The sequence below is a fragment of the Mesorhizobium sp. 10J20-29 genome (assembly GCF_054130485.1).
In genome coordinates, this window is the sequence record NZ_CP199156.1 from 3,516,610 (window position 1) to 3,539,826 (window position 23,217).

The window sequence follows — 23,217 nt, forward strand, 5'->3', positions numbered from 1 at the left end:
ATGACAGAAACCCTTAATGCCGGCTCCAGCCGGGCGATGCTAGAAGCGGTCTCCCGCTTCGTCATAGAGCGTACCGATTTCCTGACCGACGCCGACCTGGCGATCGGTGATGGCGATCATGGCATCGGCATGCGGCGGGGCTTCGAGGCGGCGCTGTCGGCACTCGAGACGCAATCCGTCGATACACCCGAGTCGGCTTTCAAGGTGGTCGGGACCGCGATCCTGTCCAACACAGGCGGCGCTGCGGGTGCCGTGTTCGGCACGCTGTTTCGCGCCGGGTCCAAGGCCTTCGCCGGCAAGGATGCGATCGACGGCGATGGCTTTGCAGCTTTTCTTGAAAGCGGTCTCGAAGCCATCATCAAGCGCGGCGGGGTCACCGAGGGCCAGAAGACCATGATCGATGCCATCGGACCGGCAGCCCGCGCCGCGCGCGGCAACGTCGGCAAGGGGTTGTCCGCGGTCGTGGCGGCGGCTGCCGAAGCGTCGCTGTCCGGCGTCGAGGCGACCAAGGACATGATCGCCACCACCGGCAAGGCGCGATCTCTCGGCGAGCGCAGCCTCGGTCACCCCGATCCGGGTGCGATCTCGATCTCGCTCATCCTCAAGGCAATGCAGGAATTCACCGCGACGGCGTGATGACGCCGGCGATCCACGGACAGGAAAGGTTTTCACATGGCTGATCTCGACGACATCAAGGACGGCAAGGACTGGGGCCAGGATACCCCCGCCGATACCAGCCGTTTCTTCCTGAAGGGTTCGGCGCATCATGACTGGGGCATGAAGGCAAGGCTGTCGCGCATCTTCAATCCGGACAGCGGAAAGACCGTGATGCTGGCCTTCGACCACGGCTATTTCCAGGGGCCGACAACCGGCCTGGAGCGGATGGATCTGTCGATCGCACCGCTGGCCGAACATGCCGACGTGCTGATGTGCACGCGCGGCGGCTTGCGCGCGACGATCCCGCCGGAGGTCAACAAGCCGGTCGTTCTGCGTTGCAGCGGCGGCAATTCCATCCTTACCGAACTGTCGAACGAACTGGTGGCCGTCGACATCGACGATGCGATCCGCCTCGGTGCCGTCGCCATGGCGGCGCAGGTCTATATCGGCGCCGAATACGAGCACAAGTCGATCGCCAACGTGGTCAAGCTGATCGATACGGGCACGCGTTATGGCATCCCCACCATGGCAGTCACCGGCGTCGGCAAGGACATGGTGCGCGACGCCCGCTATTTCGGGCTGGCCACGCGCATCGCCGCCGAGCTCGGCGCGCAGTTCGTGAAGTCCTACTATGTCGAGGAGGGTTTTGAACGCATCGCACTGGGCTGCCCGGTGCCGATCGTCATTGCCGGTGGCAAGAAGCTACCGGAACGCGAGGCGCTCGAGATGGCGTGGCTGGCCATCGACCAGGGGGCTGCCGGCGTCGATATGGGCCGTAACGTCTTCCAGTCCAGCGACCCTGTTGCGATGCTGAAGGCATTGGCTGCAGTCGTCCACCACGGTGAGAAGGCGGACAAGGCCTATGCCATGTTCCGCGACCTGGAGCAGGCGAAGGCTGCCTGACCATGACTGTGATCGAGCCTCAATCCCCTGCCGTCGCGATATCTGGCCCGCTCACCGGCAAGGTCGTCGCGGTGACCGGCGCTGCCAGCGGCATTGGCCGGGAAATCGCCCGCGTGTTCTCGCAGGCGGGCGCGAAGGTCGCCACGCTCGACATCAATCACCGGGCTCTTGAGTCGCTCGCGGCCGAGCATGGCTGTACTCCATATGGCTGCGACGTGACCGATACGCAGTCGGTCGCAGCAGCATTCGATGCCATCGCTTCGGATCTGGGCGGGCTCGACATTCTGGTGTCGAATGCCGGATCGGCGCAGCAGGGTGCCATCGGCGACCTGCCGATGGGCGAGCTGCGGCGCAGTTTCGACCTCAATTTCTTCGGCCATCAGAATGCCTGCCAGGCGGCGATCCGAATTTTTCGCCGGCAGGGCAGGGGCGGCACCATCCTGTTCAACATCTCCAACCAGTCGGTCAATCCCGGCAAGGATTTCGGGCCTTATGGCATTCCGAAGGCCGCCACCCTGGCGCTGATGAAGCAATATGCCGTCGACCATGGCCATGAGGGGATCAGAAGCTGCGGCGTCAATGCCGGGCGCATCCGCAGCGGCCTCATGACCGACGAAATGATCCTGGAACGGGCTCAGGCGCGCGGCATCTCGCCACGCGAATACATGGCCGGAAACCTGCTCGGCCTCGAAGTGACGGCCAGCGACATTGCCGATGCCTTCCTGCACCTGGCGCTGATGGACAAGGTCAACGCCGCCGTGCTGACCGTCGATGGCGGGGTCATGGCAACCTCGCTGCGGTAGACGGTCCAAAGCTGCAGGCGACCCGTTGGATGCCATGAGCGTTGGCATCCGCCAGACGCCGAATCTGGTGCAGATGGCGGCCAGGAAATCTCTACCGCGATGCGCTAGCGCAGATCCTTCCGAGCATTGAGCGCGTCGCGCAAATTGTCGCTCAGGATGTCGGTGTCGCCCCTGTGGCCGGCAAGCGCGCAGCCGATCAGCCCAAGGTCGACATCGGCGCTGTGCTGTCGGGCGTAGCCCTCCGGCTCGTCGGGCGCCCCCGGATACTTGCCCTTCGGATGACGGTAGAGATCGATGCCGGCAATGACGATCCGGCGTGGTCGCAGCGCTGCCGCAAGCGCCACCATCAGCGCTCCGTTGGTCGGGATCATCGCGCCGCCAAGCTCTGCAGGCGAGGGGTCGAAGCGGTCGAAAAAAACGAAACCGGACGAAGGGGAATGGCCGCTGGCCAGATGGTCCCGGAGAATGGGCTCGCCGATCGCGGCGGTCGGGAAGGCGAGAACCGGTTGCCGCGGCAGACGCACGAGGTCGGGGTCGCTGGTAAAGACCATGTCCGGCGCGTCGAACCAGTTGCGCTCGGTCCAGATCCAGTTCACCCGGAAGACCGTAGCATCCCTGTAACCGGCGAGCCGCGAGTCTTCGGAAGAAGGGCCATTGCCGAGGCAGATGATGGTGCCTCTCGGCTCAAGGCGAGCGTTGAGTTCTGCCAGGCTGCCGATCCTGAGATCTTCGGCATAGTCGTTGGGCTGTCGAGTCTCTTGCATGGGTTTTCGTATTCGGAACCGGAGGATGGTTCAACATCGGCAGTTGGTCCCCCGGCGATCAATCCGTCAACCACCAGTCATGCCACCTGGCAGAGGCAGGTGGTATGCTCCGATCACTATATCTCTTTTGATTGCTGACAATCATTCATATTGACGGTACGGTTTCCGAGGCGCGTCGCGGGTAGTATTTTCGCGGTTCACAGGCCGTTGCCATCCAAGACGGGAACGACCCGCCGCATCCGGAGAACGTGTTTGACCAGAATTCTACACATGCAGAAGGACGACCAGGTGGCGGTCGCAGTCGACGGCATCGGCGCGGGCGAACCGCTGCCCGGTTTTGGGTTTCCAGCCATCGAGCGCGTCCCCCCCGGCCACAAGGTCGCCGTCACGAAGATCGTCAAAGGTGACGAAGTTCGCCGACTCGGGCTGGTGATCGGCCGGGCGCAGGGCAACATCTTGCCCGGTCAGTGGGTACACGAGCACAATCTCGGTTATGAGCCATCGCATGCGGCGCGCGAAATCGGCACCCGCCTGCACAATACCCGCTTCGTCGAAGCAGCGGAGGTGCCGGTCTTCCAGGGCTATCGCCGCGCCGACGGAAAGGTCGGGACGCGCAATTTCATCGGCGTCATCGCTTCGGTGAACTGCTCCAGCCTGGTCGCCCGAAAGATCGCGGACCATTTCGGCGCGACGGGCGCGCTGGACGGCTTTGCAGGCGTCGACGGTGTCGTGGCACTGACCCATAAATCCGGCTGCAGCGTTTCGGATGGATCGATCAGCATGGACATGCTGCGCCGTACGCTTGGTGGCTATGTCCGACACCCGAATTTCGCCGGCGTCCTCATCGTCGGGCTGGGGTGCGAGGACAACCAGATCGAGACCATGCTCGATGACCAGCAGCTTGTTCATGGCCCGATGCTGCGGACCCTTTCCATCCAGGAGACGGGCGGCACGAGCGCCTCCATTTCTGCCGGAATCAATGAAGTCGCGGAAATGATCGCGATCGCTGCGAAGGCCGAGCGGGGCCCCGTGCCCGCCTCCGAACTGGTGGTCGGCCTGCAATGCGGCGGATCGGATGGGCTTTCCGGCCTGACCGCCAATCCTGCGCTGGGTGCTGCCGTCGACCGTCTCGTCGCCTGCGGCGGCACGGCGATCCTCTCCGAGACGCCGGAAATCCACGGCGCCGAGAACCTGTTGCTGGAGCGCGCCGTCAGCCGGGCGGTCGGTGAGCGGCTCATCGCCTTGCTCGACTGGTGGCAGGACTACACGCGCCGCGAACCGCACGGCTTTGACGGCAATGCCTCGCCGGGCAATCGCGAGGGCGGGCTGACAACCATCCTGGAAAAGTCGCTGGGGGCCGTCGCCAAGGGCGGCAGCACCAATCTGGTCGATGTCATCAACTATGCTGAACCGGTTTCGAGCAAGGGGCTCGTCTTCATGGATTCGCCCGGCTTCGATCCCGTCTCGGCGACGGGGCAGGTGGCTTCGGGTGCCAACCTGATCGCCTTCACCACTGGGCGCGGCTCCTGCTTCGGTTGTCGCCCTAGCCCGTCGATCAAGCTCGCCTCCAACACGCCGATCTACGAGCGCATGCGCGAGGACATGGATTTCAATTGCGGAACAGTGCTCGATGGCGAAGAGAGTCTGGAAGCGATGGGCGAGCGGATCTTCCAGCTCATGCTGGAGTCGGCTTCCGGAAAGGCGACCAAGAGCGAGTTGCTCGGCTACGGCGAGGATGAGTTCGCGCCGTGGCACATCAACGCCTGGCTGTAGTCTTTGAGTGGGTGGGCAAAAGCCGGACAGTCCACCTACCGGCATCGTCAAGGGAACGTCTGAAAGGAAAGTCATGCCAATCATTCGCGTGGAACTCTTGGCAGGCAGGTCGGTCGAGCAGAAGCGCGAATTCGCGCGGTCCGTCACCGAACTGGCTTCGGACATCCTGGGGTGCAGCCAGGCATCGGTGGCCGTCATCTTCGACGACGTGGCGCGGCACGACTGGGCCAATGGCGGTCATCTGGAATCCGACAAGGCTGCCGGCAAGACCTGACACCTTCGGCAGGAACCGGATGGCGATTGCCGGAATCGACCGGCAATCGCCAGGTCTGGTCAGCCGGTGGCGTTTCTAAACCGGGCGAGGTCCTTGACGGTCTTTTCGATCACCGCGCTGACGCGCGCCAGTTCCTCGCCTTCAAGTTCCAGCCTCGGCGCACGCACGCCGGCGGGAGCGCCGTAGACGATGTTCTCGGCAAGCTTGATGTATTGGACCAGCTTCACGTCCGTATCGAGGTGAAAGGCCGGCGTCATCAGCCGGTAGAGCGGGCGGGCCGCATCGAATTTTCCGGCACGGCCGGCATTGAAGATCTCGACGCACTCCTTCGGCCAGGCGTTGGTCATGCCGGAGACCCAGCCGGTGACGCCGAGTGCCAGGCTTTCGAGGATCAGGTCGTCTACGCCGCAGAACACGGCAAAGCGATCGTCGAAAGCGTTGTAGAGATCGGTGACGCGCCGGATGTCGCCGGTCTCCTCCTTGATGCAGGTGATCGTGTCGACGTCGCGCAGGCCCTCGAGCGTTGGCACGTCGACGTCGACCTTGTAGGCGATCGGGTTGTTGTAGATCATGATCGGCAGGTCGCTAGCGGCGCCGAGCGCCTTGTACCATGCGATGGTTTCGCGCCGGTCGGTCTTGTAGGCGAGGCTCGGGAACGCCATCAGGCCCTTGATGCCGCGCTGCTGGCAGTTCTTGGCCATGAAGGCCGCATCGGCGGTGGAGATCGCCGCCAGTCCTGAAAGCAGCGGCACGCGCCCGGCGACCGTGGCGACCGAAAGGTCCAGCACTTCGTCGCGCTCCTTCTGGCTCAGCGAGGCGTTCTCGCCGAGCATGGGAAGGACGATGAGACCCGAGACGCCGTTCTCGATCAACCGTTCGAGGCTATACGCCATGGCATCCGGATCGAAGCTGCCGTCCGCCTTGAGTTTCGTGGTGACCGCTGGGAAGACGCCGCTCCAGGCCATGATCGTATCCTCTCTTCGAATGCACGCCGCTCGCGGCGCATGGTCATTTAGTTGCTGTAGTCCGGTTCGTCGCGATCCAGCTGGCGCTGGATGCTGGCGAGGTGGAGCCTGGCCGCCGCGGCAGCTTCGCCCATGATCTGCTCGCCCGTTTTGCGGGCCAGTTCCCGGTCGATCGGCAGCAGAGGCTTGCCGGTCGACATGGCCAGAACCTGCACCTCGCAGGCACGCTCCAGATAATAGAGATCGTCCCATGCCTCGGCGATGCTGCCGGCCAGGACCATGACGCCGTGGTTGCGCATGAAGACGATGTCGGCGTCACCGATGGCGCGGGCGATCCGCGCGCCTTCGCCGTCGTCGAGCGCCAGGCCGTTGTAGTCCTTGTCCAAGGCCACTCGGCCAAAGAAGCGCGCCGCTGTCTGACCCGCATAGCTGAGCGGCTCCGCGTCGATCATGGCCAGCGCTGTCGCGTAAGGCATGTGCGTGTGGAAGGCGACGCGCGCATGAGGCTTCAACCTGTGAAGCTGGGCATGGATGTGGAAGGCCGTGGATTCCGGCGCCCCGTCGCCCGCGACGACGTTGCCCTCGAAGTCACAGATGAGGAGGCTGGACGCGGTGACTTCGGAGAAGGCGTAGCCGAACGGATTGACGAGGAAGAGTTCCGCATAGCCCGGCACAACCGCGGAAAAATGGTTGCAGATGCCTTCGTGCATGCCAAGTCGCGCCGCCATCCGGAAGCAGGCTGCGAGTTCACGGCGCGCCGCCCGAATTTTGGCCGTGTCGAGCTTCGGCGCATTGTCCGGCATCGTCATTGTCTCGTCTCCAGAATGGTGCGCGGGCGCCGCCGTCAGGCGATCCTGATCGGGGTGACGTTGCTGGTGGAGGCAGCATCGTCAGATGCATGCAGCAGGTCGGCCACGGACGTCTCCCATTTGCGGAAGGCGGCTACTACCTGTGCCCGCTGTACCGCAGGAAGCTGGGCCATCGGTGGCATCAGGCGCAGCCAGTCGGGATCGCTCATCGTTTGCGCAACGATCGCTTTGGCTGAGGGGATAAAGGGGTAGCGCGACAGCACCGCATCGACGCCGCGCAGGGATTCGACAAGCGGTCGGCCTTCGTAGCTGTTGGGGATGTCGACAAGCGTGCGCATGAAAGCCGGCATGATGTTGGCAAGTCCGCAGATCGTTCCGGCCAGCCCAAGCGGGTTCAGTTCGGGCAGGTCGACTTCGTTTCCGGTGTAGATCGACAGGTCGGCGAAGGAGAGAATGTACTGTCTGGTCAGGCCGGGATCGCCGCCGCTGTCCTTCAGGCCGGTGATGATGCCGGGATACTTCTCGACCAGCCGGCGCAGCACGCGCAGCGATATCGTGACGCCGGAAATATCGGGGAAATTGTAGACGAAGAGGCGCAGATCGTTGCGCCCGGTTCGTTCGATGACCTGCCGGTAGTACTCGAAGACGCCGTCATCGGTTATGCCGCTGCGGTACATGCAGGGCGTCATCAGAAGGCACCCGTGGACGCCGTGACCGGTCGCGTGGCGCGCCAGCGTCACCACATCCTCGAACGCAAGCGCGCCGACCGAAACCGTGATGCGTTGCGGCTCGATTCCCGCCGAAACCAGCGCATCGAGCATCGCCATCCGGTCGCGTACGCAGAACTCTGGGCCTTCGCCGGTCGTGCCGAAGATCGTGATTCCGTCGATGCCCTGGTCGAACAAGTGGCGCGCAAACGCGATCAGACGTTCCGAATCCGGGCGCAGATTGGCTGTGACGGGCGTTGCGATGGCCGTCGAAAGGTATCCAGATCGTGGCGGAAGTGACATCGCGCGGACAGGGCTCATGAATTTGCTGTGATGGGGGGACGTCACAGGATTAATCAATGATTGTCAACATTCTTCTTGACGGTACCAGGCCTGCGGTCAATTGTACCCCTGCACGAGTCACGGCACGGGGCGGCAGATGCCTGCGCCGGAAAGTTGACGTGCCGGTGCATCACGATGGCGCGAAGCCGCGCTTCCATCATACGGGGTCGCCCGCCCGCCCATGCCGCCCGGGTTACAGGAGTTTTTGCTTTGCAGGCCATGAAGGAACTCGTCAAAGGTTCTGACCGCTACCGTCATTTCATCGACGGTGAATGGGTCGACTCCACCGTCAAGGAATGGATCGAGGTCGAGAATCCGGCAACGGAGGAGATCATCGCTTCGGTGCCGCGCGGCAGCGATGCCGATGCCGATCGAGCGCTGTCCGCGGCTTGGCGGGCACAGCCGGCATGGGAAGCGCTGCCTCCGATCGAGCGCGCCGAACTGCTCAAGCGCCTGGCCCGGCTGATCCTTCAGAATCGCGAGCGGCTGGCCCAGGTCGTCATTTCGGAGCAGGGCAAACCGCTTGCCGAAGCGCGCGGCGAGATCGAGGGCGCTGCCCTCTACCTCACCTTCGCCGCCGAGGAGGCGCGCCGCGTCACCGGCGATATCATTCCCTCGGACAATCCAAACGAGCAGATCTGGATCCAGAAAGTCGCGCACGGCGTCGTCGTCGCGCTGACGGCCTGGAACTATCCGGCCGCCCTGATGTGCCGCAAGATCGGCCCCGCGCTGCTGGCCGGCAACACGGTGGTGGTCAAGCCGCATGAAGGCACGCCGCTTTCGAGCTTCGAGATCGCGCAGCTTGCCCTGGAAGCGGGTTTCCCTGCCGGCGTAATCAACGTCGTCTCGGGCACGGGCGAAGGCCTCGGCCAGGCGCTGGTGACGCACCCCTATACGCGCCTCGTGACGCTGACCGGCAGCGTGCGGGCCGGCAAGGCGATCTTCCGCGCCGCGGCGGACGATCTCAAGGTGCTGCGGCTCGAACTGGGCGGCAAGGCCCCGTTCGTCGTCGCCGAAGATGCCGATATCGCCTCGGCGGTCCACGCAGCGGTGCTGTCGCGCTTCGAGAATTGCGGGCAGATCTGCATCTGCAACGAGCGCATGTATGTGCATGAAAAGATCGCCGACGAGTTCACCGAGCGGTTCGTCACGGCGGTGAAGGCGCTCAAGGTCGGGGATCCGCGGCAACTGGTGGATGTCGGCCCGAAGTTCAGTGGCGACGAACTGAACAAGGTCGAGGCCATGGTCACCACCGCCGTCGGCGCCGGCGCCGAGATCCTCACCGGTGGCAAGCGGATGACCGGCGGCGAATTCGCGAAAGGTCACTGGTTCCAGCCGACGGTCATGAGCGTCAACGACAATGCCATGGAGATCATGCAGAACGAGGTCTTCGGCCCGGTCGTGCCGATCATGCGCGTCGGCGATTTCGACGAGGCGATGCGCCTGGCCAATGAAAGCCGCTACGGCCTGTCGGCCTATGTCTTCACCAAGGACATGCGGCGCATCATGCGCCTGACGCGCGAGCTGAAATTCGGCGAGATCTACGTGAACAAGCCGGGCGGCGACGTGGTTCAGGCCCATCATGCCGGCATGCGCGACAGCGGCATCGGCGGGGAAGACGGCAAGTACGGGCTTGAGGGCTACTTCCAGAAGAAGACGATGTATCTCAACTTCAACTAGGCGAAGAAGCCTGGTGCAGGCGTCGACGGGCTGGCGACGGCGTCAATCCGGCTGCGATGCATAGGATGTGTAGGCAGAGCGGGCGAGCCAGCCGCAATCCACCGGCAGCACCACGCCGGTAATCGCCGACGCGGCGTCCGAGCACAGGAAGAAGATCGCCTCGGCCACATCGGCCGGCTGAACCAGCCGCTTGATCGCCGACTTGTCGAGAATAGCCTGGGGATCGCGCTGACCGGCGTCGATCCGCGCCTGCATGGCCGGCGTCAGCGTATAGCCTGGCGCGACGGCGTTGACCCGGACGCCGGAGGCGCCGAACTCGGCTGCCATGGTCTCCGTCATCGACTTCAGCGCCACCTTTGCCGGCGCGTATGCCGGCTGGGGCGAGGCGCGATAGGTGGTCAGCGAGCACATGTTGATGATGCTGCCCGTACCGGCTTTCGTCATTCGGCGGCCGAAGGCCTGGTTGATCAGCAGCGTACCGCGGACATTGACCGTCCACACCGCATCGAATTCCTCGACCGGCATGTCGTTGAAGCGGATGCCGTTCTGCAGGATGCCGCCCGAATTCACCACGACGTCGACCCGGCCGTGCCTGTCATAGGTGCCGGCTGCGAAGTCGGTGACGCTTGCAGCATCGACGAGGTCGAGCGGCAGCACGGTGACCGAGGTTGCACCGGCTGCTCGCGCAGCCTCGGCCACGGTTTTGGCGCGATCGGCGTTGATGTCGCCGATGACGATATTCCAGCCGGCAGCGGCGAAGCGCATGACGGTTGCCTCGCCGATGCCGCTGGCGCCGCCGGTGACCACTGCTGTCTTGCCGCCGCTCATGTCTAGATCTCCCTGCCTGCCTCGCGCCCGGCGCCAAGCCGTTCGCGTTCCGCTTCGGTCGCCGCATGGTCGATGGAACCGTCGGCCGCAAAGCAGACCGCGTGATATCGGGCCGCGTATTGCGGCGTGATCTTTTCCTCGGCGAGGTCGCTGGCGATTGCGGCGAGCGCCCGCTCGAGCGGATTTCCATTGCCGCCGCCGCCTGCCTGTTCGTGACGGATCACCGTGTCCCTGTCGACGACGCGTGTCAGCTTGCCGGGAAGCGGGGTGTTCTCGCCGTCGGGGTTCAGGATGTTGCGCGACAGGCTGCTGGGCAGGCCGCCTGCCAGCCCATAGGGGGGCGTTGCGGTACGGTCGGCGCGGACCTGCAGCATCGTGTCGTCGACCAGCACGCGGTAGGTCCTCGTCAGTCCGAGACCGCCGCGGAAACGACCGGCGCCGCAGGAGTCAGGACGCAGCGAATATTCTTCCATGCGCAGCGGATAGCGCCGCTCCAGCGTCTCGACCGGCAGGTTCGACATGTTCTGCGCCGGATTGGTGATCGCTTCGATGCCGTCCTTGTCTGCGCGGCCACCCCAGGCGCCGTTGATCATGTCGACCAGCACGAAAGGCTCGCCGGTCTGCTTGTCGTAGCCGCCCATGGCCACCACCGTGTTGCCGCCTTCGCCCGCCGCCATCAGGCGGGTAGGGGCGATCTTCGACAGCGCCCCGAGCACGGTGTCGACGACCCGGTAGCCGGTCAGGGCGCGCGCCGCGACGGGGGCCGGCATGTCGGGCTTGAGGATCGAATGGTCGGGCGCTTTCACCGTGATGGCGCGGTAGACGCCGGCATTGTTCGGCACGTCGCGCTCCAGCGCGCAGCGCACCGCCAGGTAGGCCGAGGACTTGGTGAAGGAGAATGTCGCGTTGATGGCGCCGCGAACCTGGGGCGAGGAACCCGCGAAGTCGATCTCCAGCGCATCACCCTTCACCGTGACGGCGCAGCGGATCGGGATCGGGTCCGGCGTGAAGCCGTCGCCGTCGATTGTGTCCTCGAATGTGTAGGTGCCGTCCGGCCAGGAGGCGATGGACTTGCGGGTCAGCACCTCGCCGTAGTCGAGTAGCGCATCGAAATAGTCGCGAAGCTCGGCCTCGCCATAGCGTTCGATCAGCCGGATCAGCTCCCGCTCGCCGGTGCGGCAAGTGGCATACTGGGCATCCAGGTCGCCGAGCACCAGCGCGGGCAGGCGGACATTTGCGCGCAGAATGGCAAGCAGCGTCTCGTTTGGCGCGCCGGCATCAAACAGCCGCATCGGCGGGATACGCAGGCCTTCCTGGAAAATCTCCGTGGAATCGGCGGCGTTGGAGCCCGGCACGCGGCCGCCCATGTCGCAATGATGGGCAACGACAACCGCGTAGCCCTGCAGCCGCGCCTCAAAGAAGACCGGCTTGACCATGAAGATGTCGGGCAGGTGCATGCCGCCGGCATAGGGGTCGTTGAGAACGTAGACGTCGCCCTCGCGCGCGCTTTCCGCGAAGCGCTCGACGATGACCTCCATGGCATCCGGCACGGCGCCGAGATGCAGCGCCACCGTCTTGGCTTGGCTGAGGATTTGCCCCTTGCTGTCGCAAAGCGTGGCCGAATAGTCGAGCACGTCGCGCACGATGGGTGAGCGGGCGGTGCGCATCACCGTGCCGGCCATCTCGTCGACGATGGCGTCGAGCGCCGACTTGATGACGGCAAAGCTCACCGGGTCGGGCGTGAAGGCCTTGGTAGCCGACGGGCGCGGGGCATCAGTCACGGAAGCTCACCACGAGGTTGCCATGGACATCCGGTTCCGCCGTCGCACCGGGCGGAATGGTGAAGGTGGTATCGGGACTCTCGAAGATTGCGGGACCCTCGACCGGGCCTGCAACGCCATGCCGTTCATAGACCGGCGTCAGCACCGGCCCGGCGTCAGCCTCGAAATGCACGGCCCGTTGCGAAACGGGGGTCGCGCTGCCCATGGCGTGCCGTCGCAGCGCGGCTTCGCGATGGCCTGCAATCGGCCAGTGGGCGCGCATGCGCAGGTTGACACTCTCGATGCCGTCCGACGACACATAGCCGAACATGTCCTCGTAGGCGGCGAGGAAGCTAGCGTTCAGATCGTCGACCGAGAGGCCGTCGGCAAAGGGATCGAGGCTGATCTGCAGTTCCGAATCCTGGCCGGCAAAGCGCATGTCGAGTTCGAAGCCAAAGTGAATGGCGTCGGTGTCGAAGCCTTCCTCGCGCAGTTCGCGGACCGCCTGATCACGCAACGATACGGCCGTTAGGCGCAGCGCCGCTGGGTCGATCCGTCCCGGCTCGTGCGCGAAGGAGCGGATGAAGAAATACTCGACCGCGGCGTTCAGCATGCCCGAAGCGGTGAACACGCCGGGTTCGGGCGGCAGCACGACCGTGCGGATGCCGACGCTGCGGGCCAGGTCGCAGGCATGATTGGGACCGGCGCCACCGAAGGCGAAGAGTACGAAGTCGCGGGGATCCTGTCCCCGCTCCACGGTGACGGCGCGAATGGCTCGCGACATGTTGGAATTGGCGATCGCCCGCATCCCGAGCGCGGCCTCGATCAGTGTCAGACCCGCCGGTCCTGCGACATGCCTTTCGATCGCGGCGGCGGCGAGGTCCACCGACAGTGCCATGCTGCCGCCGGCCAGCTGGTCGGGCAGGTAGCCGAGCACCAGATTGGCGTCGGTCAGCGTCGGTCGGTCGCCGCCGGCACCATAACAGGCCGGTCCGGGGCTGGCGCCGGCGGAGAGGGGGCCGACCGAGATCAGGCCGCCCTCGTCGACCTGGGCGATGGAGCCGGCGCCATTGCCGATCTCGGCTACGTCCACGGTCGGCACCCGCATCAGGTAGCCGCCGGCCTTGATGAAGCGGCTGGGGGTGGAGATGCCGTCGCGGAATTCATACTCCGTGGTGCGCGCCAGTTCGCCATCCTTGATCAGCGACGCTGACGCAGTGGTGCCGCCCATGTCGAATGCGACGAGATTGGAGATGCCGGAGTGCCTGCCCATGTGGCCGGCTCCCGCGACGCCCGCTGCGCGCCCGGAGGAGATGAACATCACGGGCTTGGCTTGCGCGACATGCACGGGTGCGAGGCCGCCATTGGAGTTGCTGATGAACAGGGGCGCGGTCACGCCCGCCCGGCGAAGCCCGTCCTGCAATGCGATCAGATAGCTCGCCATGACCGGCAAAACATAGGCATTGACCACGGTCGTCGAGGTGCGCTCGTATTCGCGCTGTTCGGGCAGGATGGAAACCGAGGTCGTGACGGGCAGGTCAGGCAGCGCAGCGCGGATGATTTCGGCTGCGCGCAGTTCATGGTCGGGATTGCAGTAGGAATTGAGGAAGCAAATCGCCAGCGTCTCGATTTCTGCGTCGGCGAAGCGTCGGCAGAGCATCGCCAGTTCGTCCTCCGCCAGCGGAGCCACAATGCTTCCGTCGGCAGCGATCCGCTCGTGCACCTCGAAGCGAAGGTTGCGCGGTACCAGCGGTTTCGGCTTGTCCCAGGTCAGGTCGAACATGCCGGGCGTTCGCAGGCGGCCGATCTCCAGCACGTCGCGGAAGCCCCTTGTGGTCAGCAGTCCGACACGACCGCCGCGCTTCTGAAGGATGGCGTTGGAGCCGACCGTCGTCCCGTGCAGAACCGCGGTAATGTCGCCTGGCGCCATGCCGGCCTCGTCGAGAAGCGCCGCCACGCCCGCGAGGACCGCTTGCTCGGGATGGTCTGGGGTGGACGAGACCTTTTTTGCGAAGCGTCGGCCATCGTCCGCAGCCAGAACGAGATCGGTGAACGTTCCGCCGATATCGACACCTATGCGCGCGCTGAATCCCATTTTGCTCGCTTCATTGGAGGGTCATAGTTTATTGTCAGCAATCTTCTATAGTGTCAATTGGCGGATTCCGGAGGAGCTCTGGCAGTCTATAATCAATTGTTGACAATCGACCCGATGTGGATTTTCATGACCTCGCTTGGGCCATTTCGCTGTTCAAGCCGGGAGAGGGGTGGCTCGATGACGAACTGCTGCACAGCCGAAGATGTCGGTGGAGCACGTCGTCGATGAGCCGGCCCCTTCCCGTTTGGGGAAGGAAACTCCTTTTGGTAATGCCGGCGGCCGTCGTATGAACGGTGCGTCCTGCAATCGCCCAAAGGGAGAGGTACAAGAATGGTAGCACTCGAAAGTCTGAAATCGCAGGACAGGTTGCTGGACCGCCAGGCGGCCAACAGCATCCGGCGTCAGATCGTCAACGGCATCATGCCCCCGCGACACCGGCTGCTCGAGACCGAGCTTGCCGGCAATCTGGAAGTCAGCCGCGGCACGATCCGCTCCGCGCTCATGCAGCTCGCCGCCGAAGGCCTTGTCTGCCAGGTCGCGTTCACAAAATGGGAGGTCGCGCCGGCCTCCGTTCACGAGGCATGGGAGCTCTACACGCTGCGCGCCGCACTGGAGGCTCTTGCCGCGCGGCTGGCCGCCGAGCGGGCGACGCCGGCCGACCGCGCTGAGCTCGAAAAGGCATTTGCCGAACTCGAGAAGGCTGCCGGCGGCGGCGACCGGGAAGCCATCATCGACGCAGACTTCAACCTGCACCGGGTCGTGGTCGGCATGTCCGGCCATGGCCGCCTGATCCAGCAGCACGAGAAGCTGATCCAGCAGGTGCGGTTCCAGATGACCCACATCGGCCTCACCGCGCGTGACTACCATCATCTTCTGGAGGACCACCGCGCCCTCAAGGATGCCGTTGCGAATGGCGATGCGGACGAGGCGGCGCGATTGGCGCAGACCCACAACAGCGCAGAAGTGGAGCGCCTCCTGGCCGAGTCGGTCGAGGAGAAATCCGCTGCAGCAGGCCACAAGGGTCCAGGCTAATTTCAACTGAGGGAGAACACCGTGAAAAACAGCAATGACGGCAAACACAGCATCTCACGCAGAACGCTTCTGACGGTTTCCGGTGCGGTGCTGGCAGCGCCAGCGCTATCGCGTCTGGCCTATGCCCAGGACAAGAAGGTCATCCGCATCTCGACCCCCGCCGCCAACGAGGAATGGCAGGCCAAGGGCCTGATGAAGTTCAAGGAGCAGGTCGAGGCAAACGCTCCCTCGCTCGAGGTTCAGGTCCATCTCAACGCGACTCTCTTCGACCAGGGCACCGAGATCGCGGCCATGCAGCGCGGCAATCTCGAAGTCGGGATGATCTCGCCGCAGGATGTTGCCAGCTACATTCCCGAATACTCGGTTTTCACGGCAGGCTACCTGCTTCGCGATGCGGATCACCTGCACAAGGTCTATGACGACAGCGATGTCGCCACCGAATACCGCGGGCGCGTGTCGAAGGAGATGGATGTAACCATCCTCGGCTCGCAATATCTGGGAACGCGTCACGTCATCCTGCGCGAGGCCAAGGAGATCAAGACGCCGGCGGATCTTGGCGGTCTCAAGCTGCGGGTCCCCGGTTCCGACACCTGGCAGTTCCTCGGCCGCGCGCTCGGCGCCAACCCGACGCCGATTGCCTTCGACGAGGTCTACCTTGCCCTCTCGACCGGCACCGTCGACGGCCTCGAGAACCCCATCGCCGACATGATCGCGGCCAAGTTCTACGAGGTAAGCGAGCAGCTCGTCCTCACCGGCCACATGGTCGCGCCGCTCTTCTTCGCCATGTCCAACTCGTTCTGGAACGGGCTGACCGATGACGAGAAGAAAGTCGTCGGCGACGCTGTGGCGGCACAGGCCAAGTATGTCGATGACGAAACACTGGGCACCGAGGCCGACGGCCGGAACCTGCTCGAATCGAAGGGCCTGAAGGTGACCACGCCGGATCTCGATGCGTTCCGTACGCATGTGCAGGGCGTCTATCTGGAAAGCGACTACGCCAAGGACTGGCCCAAGGGTCTGCTTGAACGGATCAACGCGCTCTAGGCGCTGCGGTTCGCGACAATTCCCGATGCACGCCACGGCCTTGATGGCCGTGGCGCAGGTTCCGGAGTGGCTGGGTGATCAAAACGTTCTGGGCGCTGGTAGCCAAGTTGGCCGAGATTTTCTGCGTCCTTGGCTTCGCGGCCCTGGTCGTCGCCTTCACCGTGCAGATTTTCTTCCGCTACGTGTTGAACGACCCGCTGTCGTGGACCCAGGAGGTTTCCGGCATCCTCTATGTCTGGGTCGTTTGCGTCGGCTCGGCCACGATCGTCAAGGAACGCGAGCACGTCTCGTTCAATCTCATCTACGAGAGCGTCCGGCCGCAGGCGCGCAGGGCGCTTGCCTTGATCGGCACCGGGCTGATCCTGGTCGTCCTGATTGTGTCGCTCTACGGCAATTATGACTACATCGCCTTCACGGCGCGGCAGAAGTCTCCCACGCTCAGGCTTCCCATGACCGTGGTATTCAGTGCCTTCGGCGTCTTCATGGTGCTGCTGATCGTCAATTCGGCGGTTCGCATCTACCGCCTGATGCGGCCTGGCTGGGAACGGGAACCGTAGCATGAGTATTGCCGTCGCCCTCATGCTGGTCCTGTTCATGGTGACCGGCGCCATCGGCATGCCGATCGGCTTTGCCATGATCGTCAGCGGATTTGCCTATCTCCTGATCACCGGCAAGGACCTCGGCCTTGTCGCCGCACAGGGCATCAACGGGCTGTTCTCGTCCTTCATCCTGCTCGCCGTGCCCCTCTTCATCTTCGCCGCCGAGGTCATGACCTCGTCGAGCATCTCGACCAGGCTGCTCAATTTCGTGGTGCTGATAGTCGGTCGCGTGCGTGGCGGGCTCGCCTATGTGAACATCATCGTCAGCATCATCTTTGCCGGCATGAGTGGCAGCGCGCTCGCCGACGCCGCCGGCCCGGGCAAGCTGATGATCGACATGATGACGCGCAACAACCGCTATCCGCGCTCCTTTGCGGGCGCCCTGACGGCAGCGTCGGCTACGATCGGACCGATCATCCCGCCCTCGATACCGATGGTCATCTACGGCGCCATTTCAGGAACATCGATTGGTGCGTTGTTCCTCGCCGGCATCATCCCGGGCCTCCTGATGGGCCTGGCGCTCGCCATCCAGACGTTCATCGTCGCACGCCGCCGCGATTTTCCCGTCGAGGACACGTTCACGATGCCCGAGGCCCGCCGCGCCACGCTGCGGGCCGGACCGGCGCTTCTGCTGCCTGTGATCCTGCTCGGCGGCATCTATTCGGGTGCCGTCACGCCGACGGAAGCCGCTGCGGTGGCGGCGCTCTACGCCATCATCCTGGCGATCGTCTTCCGCGACCTGACATGGCGGTCGATGTGGCAGACGCTGCTTGCCTCGGCGCGTGGGACCGCGATCGTTGCGATCACTGTGGTTGGCGCGCTGTTCTTCAACTATGTCGTCGCCGGCGAACAGATTCCAAACATGGTGGCGGACTGGATCTCTTCCATGTCGCTGTCGCCGCTGGCCTTCCTGCTCGTCACGGCGTTGCTGTTCCTGCTGCTGGGCGCCGTGTTCGACACGCTGCTGATGCTGCTTGTCATGGTGCCGATCCTCATGCCTTCCGTGCACGCGCTCGGCATCGACCCGGTGCATTTCGGGGTGGTCGTCATCGTGAACATGATGATCGGCCTGATCACTCCGCCCTACGGAGAACTGCTGTTCCTGGTCGGTGGTATATCGAAGATACCGCTGGCGGAACTGATCCGGGAAATCTGGGGCTTTATCCTGACGCTTCTGATTGCGCTGCTGCTGATCATCCTGTTCCCGGAGCTCGTGCTGCTCATACCGCAGGCGGCGGGCTACTAGAGGCGCCGTCGCACGGTCACGCGTGCTCGGCGATCACCGACAGGAAAGCCGGCCCATAGCGGTCGAGCTTGGCTTCGCCGACACCAGGCACATCCGCCATTTCGTCGCGCGAGGCCGGCCGGGCCGCCGCCAGTTCGATCAACGTCTTGTCGTGAAAGATGACGTAGGGCGGCACGCTCTGCAGGCGGGCTATTTCCGTGCGCTTCTGCCGGAGCGCCTGGAACAGGTCGCGGTCCCTTTCGGGCAGCGCGGATTGCGCTGCGCTCTGCGTGGCCTTGTTGCGACGTGCGCGCGGGGCCGTCGGCACGCGCAGCATCAGGGTCGGCTTTTCGCGCAGGAAGTCGAGGCCGGCGGGAGCGATCGACAGGCCGCCATGGCCGGCAAGGTCGACCTCGATCAGGCGCAGCGCGATCAGTTGGCGCAGGATCGCGCGCCAGGTGCGGTTGTCGTACTCGGTGCCGATGCCGAAGGTCGAAACGCGGTCGTGGCCGAACTGGACGATGCGGTCGTTCTGGACCCCCAGCAGGACATCGACGACATAGGCCTGCCCGAAGCGTTCGCCGGTACGGTAAATGCATGACAGCGCCTTCTGCGCCGCCGTCGTGCCATCGAACACCTTGGGCGGCTGGGCGCAGGTGTCGCAATTGCCGCAAGGGTCGCAATGGTCGCCGAAATAGGACAGCAGCAACTGCCGCCGGCAGCCTGCCGTCTCGGCCAGCCCCAGCAGCGCGTCGAGCTTGCGCCGCTCCGTGCGCTTGCGCTCGTCGGGTGCGTCGGACTCCTCGATGAAGCGGCTGCGTAGCGCGACGTCCTCGGAGCCGTAGAGCATAAGGGTGTCGGACGGCAGGCCGTCGCGACCGGCGCGGCCCGTCTCCTGATAATAGGCCTCGATGCTCGCAGGCAGGTCCAGATGCGCGACGAAACGCACATCCGGCTTGTCGATGCCCATGCCGAAAGCGATGGTGGCCACCATGATGATCGCCTCGCCATGCTGGAAGCGCTGCTGGTTGGCCTCGCGCGCCGCCTTTTCCATGCCGGCGTGATAGGCCAGCGCGTCATAGCCCTGGTCGCGCATCCAGGCGGCGGTTTCCTCCGTCTTGCGCTTCGACAGGCAGTAGACGATGCCGCTCTCTCCCTCGTAGCGCTTGAGAAAATCCTTCAGCTGCGCGCGCGGATTGTCCTTCTCCTCGATGGCGTAGCGGATGTTGGGGCGGTCGAAACCGGCGCTGAAGGCATCGGCCGGCGCGATCTCGAGATGCGCCAGGATCTCTTCGCTGGTCGGCTCGTCGGCGGTTGCCGTCAGTGCCACGCGCGGCGTGCCGGGAAACTGCCGGACCAGCATGTCGAGCTGGCGATAGGAAGGCCGGAAGTCGTGCCCCCACTGCGACAGGCAATGCGCCTCGTCGATGGCGATCAGCGACAGCTTCACCGCCTCGAGCCGCCGCAGGACGTCCGGGCGCAGCAAAGTCTCCGGTGCGACATAGAGCAGGTCGAGCGCTCCGGTTTCCACCGCGTTCCACAGAGCGCGCCGCTCGTCCGGGCCAAGGTCGGAGTTGAGGGCGGCCGCCTTTACGCCCGCCTGCCTAAGCGCCGCGACCTGATCGGCCATCAGCGCCAGCAGCGGCGACACGATGAGGCCCATGCCAGGCCTGACGATGGCAGGAATCTGGTAGCAGAGCGACTTGCCGCCGCCCGTCGGCATCAGCACGAAGGCGTTGTTGCCGGCAATGATATGGTCGACGATCCGCGCCTGCGGTCCCCGGAACGCATCGTAGCCGTAGACGGTCTTGAGGATTTCGAGCGGGTTGGCGGTCATCGGCTGCTGCATGGAGAATCAGGGAAGGGTCTCTCATAGCAGCTTCGCCACGACAGCGGCCAAGACAAGGACTACGTCTGATCGCGCCGGCGCCGCCGCAGCTCCGATGGAACGCAGTTCGCCCGAGACCTGCTTGCAGACATGATAGGCCTCATTGGGCTCGGCGTTCGGCAACAGCAGAGCCTCGTGCATCTGCTCCTGCGCAAAGGAAGGCTGACGCCAGCGGAAATAGCTGACCACTTCCGCGCCCGCAGCGAAGGCCTTCCAGACCCACAGTCGCACGGCGCCGGGTAAGGGCGCCGGATTCCATTCCCAGCACAATGCGCAATCCGTGCTTGTGCAGCATCTCGAAGGCGCGTTCCAGCCAGCCGAAATCCGTCTTGCCCGGTTCCGGCTCGATGCGGCTCCAGCCGAATTCGCCGATCCGGACATGGCTGATACCGGCCTCGACCATCATTCGCGCGTCGCTCTCCCAACGATCCTCTGGCCAGGCTCAGGATAGTAGCAGAACCCGAGCGTCTGCTTTGCTGGGCACTCGTCGGTCAGACCTCAATCGAGCGGGTGTAAACGGCATCCCACGCGGAGACTGTTTTCTTGGCACGGCGGGCGATATCCGAGATGTCCATGTCCGGGCGGAATAGCGACGATCCAAGGCCGAAGACGCGGATGCCGTACTTGGCATAGGCCGCGAAATCCAGATCGGAAACTCCGCCCACCGCACCGATCACCGTGCCCTTGGGCAGGACCGGCGAGATCGCCGCAATGCCGGCAGGACCGAGCACGCTGGCCGGGAAGAACTTCAGGCCGGATGCACCCGCGGCAAGAGCAGCCAGCGCTTCGGTCGGTGTCAGAACGCCGGGCATCGTCACCATGGCGTGGGTGCAGGCGCGCGCCATGACCTCGGTGTCGATATTGGGCGATACGAGCAGACGACCACCTGCATCGTGCAGGCGGTCGACATCGCCTGCAGTCAAGACCGTTCCGGCGCCGAAGAGGATGGTGTCGCCAAACTTTTTGGCGACCATCTCGATCGACTTGAAAGGGTCGGGCGAGTTGAGGGGGATTTCGATGGCCTCGAAGCCAGCCTCGACGAGCACGTCAGCCACTGCCAGCGCGTTCTCGGGCCGAAGTCCACGAAGGATGGCGACAAGGTCTCGTTTCATCGACGGCCAGGGCGCTGATTTCTTCATGCTGTCCACTCCACTAGTCGTTTCCTGGCGCTAGACGCTTTGCGTCTTCCAGATAGCCGAAGCCGCTTCGGTCAATCCGGCCCGAACAAGCTGATCGCCGTCATGTACCCGGCAGTCGATGGACGCGACAGAAAGCGCTGCCAGATACAATCTGCCCAAATCTCCACCGCCCACCAGTTCGATCGTACCGGGCACTGGAAACCGCGATATCGCGCCGGCTATCTCCTCGCCGATGAGATAGCCCGACAGCTTCGCGCGCGCATTGTCCGGCGCAAGGTCCTGCAGCAGTCCTGCCGGACGGATCGAGAACAGGCGGGCGGAAATATCGGAAGGGGAATCGATGCTTGACCGAACGGCCTCCAGAAACGCCGTCGACTTCGGATCGACGCGACCCGTCGAGAGTGAGTGGCGTAGGACCGAATGACCCGACAGGGCCGAGAACATCTCGCCTGTCATGAAGCTCGCGAAATCCTCAACCCTCTGTCCAGTCAGGTGCACCCATTTGGAATGGGTGCCGGGCATGCACACGACCCGCGTATCGCCGCCGGCTGCCGGGACCAGCCGCGACAGCCCGACCAGTTGCGTCTCCTCGCCGCGCATGACGTCCGGATGCTCGGGGGAGTTCTTGCTGAGACCAGGCAGGATCCTGATGTCGCGTGTGCCGCCGGAAATGCGGACGGCATTTTCGGATATCTCGCGCAGTTCGGCGGGGACGCCAAGATAGCCGGCCTCGGCCCAGCCCTGGCGCGAACCGACCATGCCGCACATGACGACCGGAATGTCGCTTGCCACGGACAGGGCTTGCAGATGGCTCTTGAGGACCGCGGCGAACTGGTCGCGCGGTGTCGATGCCATGCCCTCGTCGGATTTGCGTTCCCCGATGACTTCACCCCTGGAACCGAGCGCCCAGACGCGAAGATGCGACGTGCCCCAGTCGACTGCGACTAAGGCGCATGGCGCATCGTTCACAACATGCCTCCATCAGCGATCAGTACTTGTGCGGTGACCATGCGGGCCGCGGCGGAGGCGAGGAAAAGGCATGGGCCAACCATGTCCACGGGCTGGATCGGCTCATGGATTGACTGCCGGTCAAGCATCGTCGCCAACCCTTCCTCGGTCACCCAGAGGTCCTTCTGGCGCTTGGTCATGACCCACCCCGGCGCAATTGCGTTGACGCGGATATTGTCGGCGCCGAGCTTTCCCGCCATGCCCTTGGTCAGTCCGACGATGCCGGCCTTTGCTGCCGTGTAGGCGGGCATGTCTCCGATGTTCAGCATGTAGGATGTCGATGTGAAGTTAACGATGGCGCCGCCGCCGGCTGCCTTCATACCCGGCGCAACCGCCTGAATGGTGAAAAATTGCGGTCTGAGGTTGATGGCAAGATTGTTCTCCCAATAGGCCTCGTCGACATTGGCCACTTCATGCCGGTCGTCCCAGGCGGCATTATTGACCAGAACTGTCACGGGTCCATGCGCATCGGCCGCAGCGGCGACGGCGCCGCGAAGCGCGTCGAGGTCGCGCAGATCAGCGCGCAGAAACAGGGGTGCGTGTTCTGCATCGCGCGACAGCCGCGCGACCAGTGCATCGCCTTCGGCCTGCGCGATGTCGATGAAGGCAACCTTTGCACCCTGCGCTACGAACCCCTCGGTCAGCGCAGCGCCGATTCCGGAGGCCCCGCCGGTTACGAGGACGGAAGCATCTTTGAACTCTTCGTATGTGGGCACTGATTCCTAATCCCTTGTTTTCACACCCTCGACAACAACCGTCGTCGCCGGGAAGGCAATTGGTAATGGAAGACCGGCCTGCATCAAAGCGCGGCCCGACATCCGTTGCGTCTTTCCGGTCATGAAGTCCGTGTCGGCGTTCTTGTTCAGCACAGGCGTCACGTCCTCGGGATTGACGGGTCTTACCGCGTATACTGACCTCGGAT

24 protein-coding genes are annotated in these 23,217 nt (G+C 64.2%); 10 read left to right on the forward strand and 14 right to left on the reverse strand.

Annotation, left to right across the window (positions count from 1 at the left end):
* The 3 genes from dhaL to ACT2BZ_RS16765 are packed head-to-tail and all read left to right on the forward strand — an operon-like array spanning position 1 to position 2,363.
* The gene (dhaL, locus tag ACT2BZ_RS16755; protein ID WP_457936261.1) at positions 1–636 is read left to right on the forward strand and encodes a dihydroxyacetone kinase subunit DhaL; all 636 of its coding nucleotides are present in this window, start codon (positions 1–3) and stop codon (positions 634–636) included.
* A gap of 36 nt (positions 637–672) precedes the next feature.
* Positions 673–1,560 (forward strand): 3-hydroxy-5-phosphonooxypentane-2,4-dione thiolase, encoded by an 888-nt coding sequence (lsrF, locus tag ACT2BZ_RS16760; RefSeq protein ID WP_457936262.1) that lies wholly within the window; start codon positions 673–675, stop codon positions 1,558–1,560.
* A 2-nt stretch (positions 1,561–1,562) separates the two neighbouring features.
* Positions 1,563–2,363, forward strand: a complete 801-nt coding sequence (locus ACT2BZ_RS16765) for an SDR family oxidoreductase (RefSeq protein WP_457936263.1) — start codon at positions 1,563–1,565, stop codon at positions 2,361–2,363.
* A 104-nt stretch (positions 2,364–2,467) separates the two neighbouring features.
* On the opposite strand, the gene ACT2BZ_RS16770 is transcribed toward ACT2BZ_RS16765, so the two are convergent.
* Positions 2,468–3,127, reverse strand: coding sequence for a hypothetical protein (locus tag ACT2BZ_RS16770; protein WP_457936264.1), 660 nt, complete (start codon positions 3,125–3,127; stop codon positions 2,468–2,470).
* 270 nt (positions 3,128–3,397) lie between these two features.
* Between ACT2BZ_RS16770 and ACT2BZ_RS16775 the strand changes: the two genes are divergently transcribed.
* Together ACT2BZ_RS16775 and ACT2BZ_RS16780 are read left to right on the forward strand one after the other, a co-directional pair.
* Entirely contained in the window at positions 3,398–4,900 is a 1,503-nt protein-coding gene (locus ACT2BZ_RS16775) for a UxaA family hydrolase (protein WP_457941360.1), read from the forward strand.
* A gap of 73 nt (positions 4,901–4,973) precedes the next feature.
* A complete protein-coding gene (locus tag ACT2BZ_RS16780) occupies positions 4,974–5,174 on the forward strand; it encodes a 4-oxalocrotonate tautomerase (protein ID WP_457936265.1) in 201 nt (66 codons plus the stop codon).
* A gap of 59 nt (positions 5,175–5,233) precedes the next feature.
* Here the strand turns inward: ACT2BZ_RS16780 and ACT2BZ_RS16785 are convergent, their stop codons facing one another.
* Genes ACT2BZ_RS16785 through ACT2BZ_RS16795 form a run of 3 tightly spaced genes read right to left on the reverse strand, consistent with a single transcriptional unit; the run spans position 5,234 to position 7,976 of the window.
* Positions 5,234–6,139: a dihydrodipicolinate synthase family protein gene (locus tag ACT2BZ_RS16785; RefSeq protein ID WP_457936266.1), complete on the reverse strand. Its 906-nt coding sequence runs from the start codon at positions 6,137–6,139 to the stop codon at positions 5,234–5,236.
* 47 nt (positions 6,140–6,186) lie between these two features.
* Positions 6,187–6,948 (reverse strand): aldolase, encoded by a 762-nt coding sequence (locus tag ACT2BZ_RS16790; protein ID WP_457936267.1) that lies wholly within the window; start codon positions 6,946–6,948, stop codon positions 6,187–6,189.
* A 35-nt stretch (positions 6,949–6,983) separates the two neighbouring features.
* Positions 6,984–7,976 (reverse strand): dihydrodipicolinate synthase family protein, encoded by a 993-nt coding sequence (locus ACT2BZ_RS16795; RefSeq protein ID WP_457936268.1) that lies wholly within the window; start codon positions 7,974–7,976, stop codon positions 6,984–6,986.
* A 240-nt stretch (positions 7,977–8,216) separates the two neighbouring features.
* Here ACT2BZ_RS16795 and aldA point away from each other — a divergent pair, with 240 nt between their 5' ends.
* Positions 8,217–9,677 (forward strand): aldehyde dehydrogenase, encoded by a 1,461-nt coding sequence (gene aldA / locus ACT2BZ_RS16800; protein WP_457941362.1) that lies wholly within the window; start codon positions 8,217–8,219, stop codon positions 9,675–9,677.
* 42 nt (positions 9,678–9,719) lie between these two features.
* Here aldA and ACT2BZ_RS16805 read toward each other — a convergent pair whose 3' ends face one another.
* From ACT2BZ_RS16805 to ACT2BZ_RS16815, 3 genes are read right to left on the reverse strand one after another with little or no spacing between them, the layout of a single operon-like run.
* Positions 9,720–10,505 carry an SDR family NAD(P)-dependent oxidoreductase gene (locus ACT2BZ_RS16805; RefSeq protein WP_457936269.1) on the reverse strand — a complete coding sequence of 262 codons (786 nt, stop codon included), beginning with the start codon at positions 10,503–10,505 and terminating at the stop codon, positions 9,720–9,722.
* A 2-nt stretch (positions 10,506–10,507) separates the two neighbouring features.
* A complete protein-coding gene (locus ACT2BZ_RS16810; protein WP_457936270.1) occupies positions 10,508–12,286 on the reverse strand; it encodes a hydantoinase B/oxoprolinase family protein in 1,779 nt (592 codons plus the stop codon).
* Positions 12,279–14,360, reverse strand: coding sequence for a hydantoinase/oxoprolinase family protein (locus tag ACT2BZ_RS16815; RefSeq protein ID WP_457936271.1), 2,082 nt, complete (start codon positions 14,358–14,360; stop codon positions 12,279–12,281). The genes ACT2BZ_RS16810 and ACT2BZ_RS16815 overlap by 8 nt, the downstream gene beginning before the upstream one ends.
* Before the next feature lie 330 nt (positions 14,361–14,690).
* On the opposite strand from ACT2BZ_RS16815, the gene ACT2BZ_RS16820 reads away from it, so the two are divergent.
* From ACT2BZ_RS16820 to ACT2BZ_RS16835, 4 genes are all read left to right on the forward strand, one after another.
* Positions 14,691–15,392 carry a GntR family transcriptional regulator gene (locus ACT2BZ_RS16820; protein WP_457936272.1) on the forward strand — a complete coding sequence of 234 codons (702 nt, stop codon included), beginning with the start codon at positions 14,691–14,693 and terminating at the stop codon, positions 15,390–15,392.
* Between the two features lie 21 nt (positions 15,393–15,413).
* Positions 15,414–16,436: a TRAP transporter substrate-binding protein DctP gene (gene dctP / locus ACT2BZ_RS16825; RefSeq protein WP_457936273.1), complete on the forward strand. Its 1,023-nt coding sequence runs from the start codon at positions 15,414–15,416 to the stop codon at positions 16,434–16,436.
* Positions 16,437–16,510: 74 nt separating this feature from the next.
* Positions 16,511–16,993 carry a TRAP transporter small permease gene (locus ACT2BZ_RS16830; RefSeq protein WP_457936274.1) on the forward strand — a complete coding sequence of 161 codons (483 nt, stop codon included), beginning with the start codon at positions 16,511–16,513 and terminating at the stop codon, positions 16,991–16,993.
* A 1-nt stretch (position 16,994) separates the two neighbouring features.
* On the forward strand, positions 16,995–18,281 hold the full coding sequence (locus tag ACT2BZ_RS16835) for a TRAP transporter large permease (RefSeq protein ID WP_457936275.1): 1,287 nt from the start codon (positions 16,995–16,997) through the stop codon (positions 18,279–18,281).
* Positions 18,282–18,297: 16 nt separating this feature from the next.
* Here the strand turns inward: ACT2BZ_RS16835 and recQ are convergent, their stop codons facing one another.
* The 7 genes from recQ to ACT2BZ_RS16870 form a co-directional block, all read right to left on the reverse strand.
* The gene (recQ, locus tag ACT2BZ_RS16840) at positions 18,298–20,097 is read right to left on the reverse strand and encodes a DNA helicase RecQ (RefSeq protein ID WP_457941363.1); all 1,800 of its coding nucleotides are present in this window, start codon (positions 20,095–20,097) and stop codon (positions 18,298–18,300) included.
* Between the two features lie 33 nt (positions 20,098–20,130).
* Positions 20,131–20,337, reverse strand: coding sequence for a beta-galactosidase (locus ACT2BZ_RS16845; protein WP_457936276.1), 207 nt, complete (start codon positions 20,335–20,337; stop codon positions 20,131–20,133).
* Positions 20,249–20,554 carry a beta-galactosidase gene (locus ACT2BZ_RS16850; protein ID WP_457936277.1) on the reverse strand — a complete coding sequence of 102 codons (306 nt, stop codon included), beginning with the start codon at positions 20,552–20,554 and terminating at the stop codon, positions 20,249–20,251. The genes ACT2BZ_RS16845 and ACT2BZ_RS16850 overlap by 89 nt, the downstream gene beginning before the upstream one ends.
* Positions 20,555–20,639: 85 nt before the next feature.
* Positions 20,640–21,287 (reverse strand): 2-dehydro-3-deoxy-6-phosphogalactonate aldolase, encoded by a 648-nt coding sequence (locus ACT2BZ_RS16855; protein WP_457936278.1) that lies wholly within the window; start codon positions 21,285–21,287, stop codon positions 20,640–20,642.
* A 30-nt stretch (positions 21,288–21,317) separates the two neighbouring features.
* On the reverse strand, positions 21,318–22,256 hold the full coding sequence (locus ACT2BZ_RS16860) for a 2-dehydro-3-deoxygalactonokinase (RefSeq protein WP_457936279.1): 939 nt from the start codon (positions 22,254–22,256) through the stop codon (positions 21,318–21,320).
* Positions 22,253–23,011: an SDR family NAD(P)-dependent oxidoreductase gene (locus tag ACT2BZ_RS16865; protein ID WP_457936280.1), complete on the reverse strand. Its 759-nt coding sequence runs from the start codon at positions 23,009–23,011 to the stop codon at positions 22,253–22,255. Before ACT2BZ_RS16865 ends, ACT2BZ_RS16860 begins: the two co-directional genes overlap by 4 nt.
* A 6-nt stretch (positions 23,012–23,017) precedes the next feature.
* On the reverse strand, positions 23,018–23,164 hold the full coding sequence (locus tag ACT2BZ_RS16870) for a hypothetical protein (RefSeq protein WP_457936281.1): 147 nt from the start codon (positions 23,162–23,164) through the stop codon (positions 23,018–23,020).
* Between the last annotated feature and the right edge of the window lie 53 nt (positions 23,165–23,217).

What these genes read in the sequence shown, in the direction of transcription:
- aldA (WP_457941362.1), top strand. Translation starts at nt 8,217, where the DNA reads ATGAAGGAACTCGTCAAAGGTTCTGACCGCTACCGTCATTTCATCGAC.
- ACT2BZ_RS16835 (WP_457936275.1), top strand. Translation starts at nt 16,995, where the DNA reads ATGAGTATTGCCGTCGCCCTCATGCTGGTCCTGTTCATGGTGACCGGC.
- ACT2BZ_RS16765 (WP_457936263.1), top strand. Translation starts at nt 1,563, where the DNA reads ATGACTGTGATCGAGCCTCAATCCCCTGCCGTCGCGATATCTGGCCCG.
- ACT2BZ_RS16805 (WP_457936269.1), bottom strand. Translation starts at nt 10,505, where the DNA reads ATGAGCGGCGGCAAGACAGCAGTGGTCACCGGCGGCGCCAGCGGCATC.
- dhaL (WP_457936261.1), top strand. Translation starts at nt 1, where the DNA reads ATGACAGAAACCCTTAATGCCGGCTCCAGCCGGGCGATGCTAGAAGCG.
- ACT2BZ_RS16790 (WP_457936267.1), bottom strand. Translation starts at nt 6,948, where the DNA reads ATGACGATGCCGGACAATGCGCCGAAGCTCGACACGGCCAAAATTCGG.
- ACT2BZ_RS16780 (WP_457936265.1), top strand. Translation starts at nt 4,974, where the DNA reads ATGCCAATCATTCGCGTGGAACTCTTGGCAGGCAGGTCGGTCGAGCAG.
- ACT2BZ_RS16775 (WP_457941360.1), top strand. Translation starts at nt 3,398, where the DNA reads ATGCAGAAGGACGACCAGGTGGCGGTCGCAGTCGACGGCATCGGCGCG.
- recQ (WP_457941363.1), bottom strand. Translation starts at nt 20,097, where the DNA reads ATGACCGCCAACCCGCTCGAAATCCTCAAGACCGTCTACGGCTACGAT.
- ACT2BZ_RS16855 (WP_457936278.1), bottom strand. Translation starts at nt 21,287, where the DNA reads ATGAAGAAATCAGCGCCCTGGCCGTCGATGAAACGAGACCTTGTCGCC.
- ACT2BZ_RS16820 (WP_457936272.1), top strand. Translation starts at nt 14,691, where the DNA reads ATGGTAGCACTCGAAAGTCTGAAATCGCAGGACAGGTTGCTGGACCGC.
- ACT2BZ_RS16785 (WP_457936266.1), bottom strand. Translation starts at nt 6,139, where the DNA reads ATGGCCTGGAGCGGCGTCTTCCCAGCGGTCACCACGAAACTCAAGGCG.
- ACT2BZ_RS16795 (WP_457936268.1), bottom strand. Translation starts at nt 7,976, where the DNA reads ATGAGCCCTGTCCGCGCGATGTCACTTCCGCCACGATCTGGATACCTT.
- ACT2BZ_RS16770 (WP_457936264.1), bottom strand. Translation starts at nt 3,127, where the DNA reads ATGCAAGAGACTCGACAGCCCAACGACTATGCCGAAGATCTCAGGATC.
- ACT2BZ_RS16850 (WP_457936277.1), bottom strand. Translation starts at nt 20,554, where the DNA reads ATGATGGTCGAGGCCGGTATCAGCCATGTCCGGATCGGCGAATTCGGC.
- lsrF (WP_457936262.1), top strand. Translation starts at nt 673, where the DNA reads ATGGCTGATCTCGACGACATCAAGGACGGCAAGGACTGGGGCCAGGAT.
- ACT2BZ_RS16815 (WP_457936271.1), bottom strand. Translation starts at nt 14,360, where the DNA reads ATGGGATTCAGCGCGCGCATAGGTGTCGATATCGGCGGAACGTTCACC.